Origin of the sequence: Thermobacillus sp. ZCTH02-B1 (assembly GCF_002159085.1) — a bacterium.
GTDB lineage: Bacteria > Bacillota > Bacilli > Paenibacillales > Paenibacillaceae > Thermobacillus.
Genome location: NZ_LZRU01000007.1, coordinates 1 through 1,649 on the forward strand (window position 1 = coordinate 1; position 1,649 = coordinate 1,649).

At 54.3% G+C, this 1,649-nt stretch carries 2 protein-coding genes; both read right to left on the bottom strand.

Annotated features, from left to right (window positions below; all coding sequences use genetic code 11):
• Positions 1-765 (bottom strand): ExeA family protein (locus tag A9Z00_RS01620; RefSeq protein WP_296973656.1); only part of this gene is annotated, 765 nt, incomplete at its 3' end.
• On the bottom strand, positions 758-1,649 hold an 892-nt coding region (locus A9Z00_RS01625), incomplete at its 5' end, for a DDE-type integrase/transposase/recombinase (protein WP_296973657.1). The genes A9Z00_RS01620 and A9Z00_RS01625, both read right to left, overlap by 8 nt.

A 1,649-nucleotide genomic window follows, 5' to 3' on the forward strand; every position in this document is an offset into this window, starting at 1 on the left:
TTCTTCGTCAATGGCGTCCTTTTTCAGCTGATACCCGTATAACAGGCACGTCGTGGCCAACGTGTTGATCACCCGAGGCCATCCCCGCGACTGCAGGGCAATCGCCTCTAACGCCGATGGGGTGAAGATCGGATGCTTCGCCCCGGCCTGTTTCATCCGATGTTCGATGTAGCCCGCCACCTCTTCCTTCTCCAGCGGCCCCATCCGGTATCGCATGATGATCCGCTGGTCGAGAGGGCGGTGCTGATTGAGCCGCAGCTTCCCCTGTAAATGGGGCAGCCCGGCCAAAATCAAGACAAATGGGTTGGTCGAATCCATCTCAAAGTTGAACAAGATCGCGATGTCCTGTAAAAATGCATCCTTCGCTAAATGCATCTCGTCCAAAATGAACACCGGCGTGATCCGCCGTTCATGATACAATCGCTCGATCGCCTGCTGGATTTGGCGGAAGAGGTCTACCTTGCGGTACTTCGGTTCCTCTCCTAATCCCAAGGCCAAACCACGGTAAAAATCCATCACGCCTCCGGTGGATAACGGAAAGTAGACGACATGATACAATGATGGATTCAATGACTCTTTCAGCGCCCGAAGGGCGAACGTCTTGCCCGCCCCTGGCTCTCCGATTAACAGCCCGATCCCCCGGGTTCGTTTCACGTACTCCAGCGCCCGCAACGCTTCCTGAAACGGCGCCCCTTGATACGCCTCGGACGGGTCTGTTTCTTTCGCAAACGGCTCCCGCGAAAGGGAGTAAAACGATTTATACACCGTGTTCTCCCTCCTTCGCCGGAATCGCCGCAAACGGGGACCGATGGCGTTTTACATAGGCGTTGTCCTCCAAACGAACCCGAACGGCCTCCGCCACCTTCCTTCCATCTTCGTACACATAGACGCCCCGTTCGTCATAGCGGAGTTCAATCGATTGCCCAATGAACCGGGGCGGCACTTCATACAGCTGCTTGTTCAAGGTGATCGTTCCATCGGCTTTGACCTTGCGGTGCTCCCGCTTCAGAAAAATCGCATCCAGCCAATCGCCATCTTCGATGAACGACACGAGATGCACTTGCGATTGAAACACCTCATGCGGCGTTTTTCCGTCCAGCGAGGCGTGCGGTTTTCGATGATACTCCTCTTCAAGCCACCTCCAAAAACGCTCGTTCAGCTCTTCGAGCGACTTCGGGGGATCCAACTCCAGCAGCGGATAAAACCGCGTCTGTACGGTGCGGAAGAACCGTTCGATTTTCCCTTTGCTTTGCGGGTCATACGGCTGGGTGTGGATGAGCGTAATTCCCATCTCGGCGCACGCATACTGCAGCACCTCGGATCGATAAATTTTCCCGTTGTCCGAGTAAATGCGCTTCGGCTTCCCGCAACGAAGCACCGCTTCCTTCGTGACGATCCGCAGCCCGTCAAACTTCTCCGAAGGGAAAAACTGCGCGTACGGCACAAACCGCGAGCAGTCATCGATATAGGCGATCAAAAACGTTTTCTGGGCTTTCCCATTGACTCGAATCGTTGGTCCATGGGATAAGTCCCCTTGCCAAAGCTCATTGATCTGGTCATACGCAAAGCGCTTTCGCTCCGGCATGGGCAAGATTTCTTTCCCGACAAGGTTGTGTTTTTTCAACAATCGGTATATAGTAAAGTAAGAG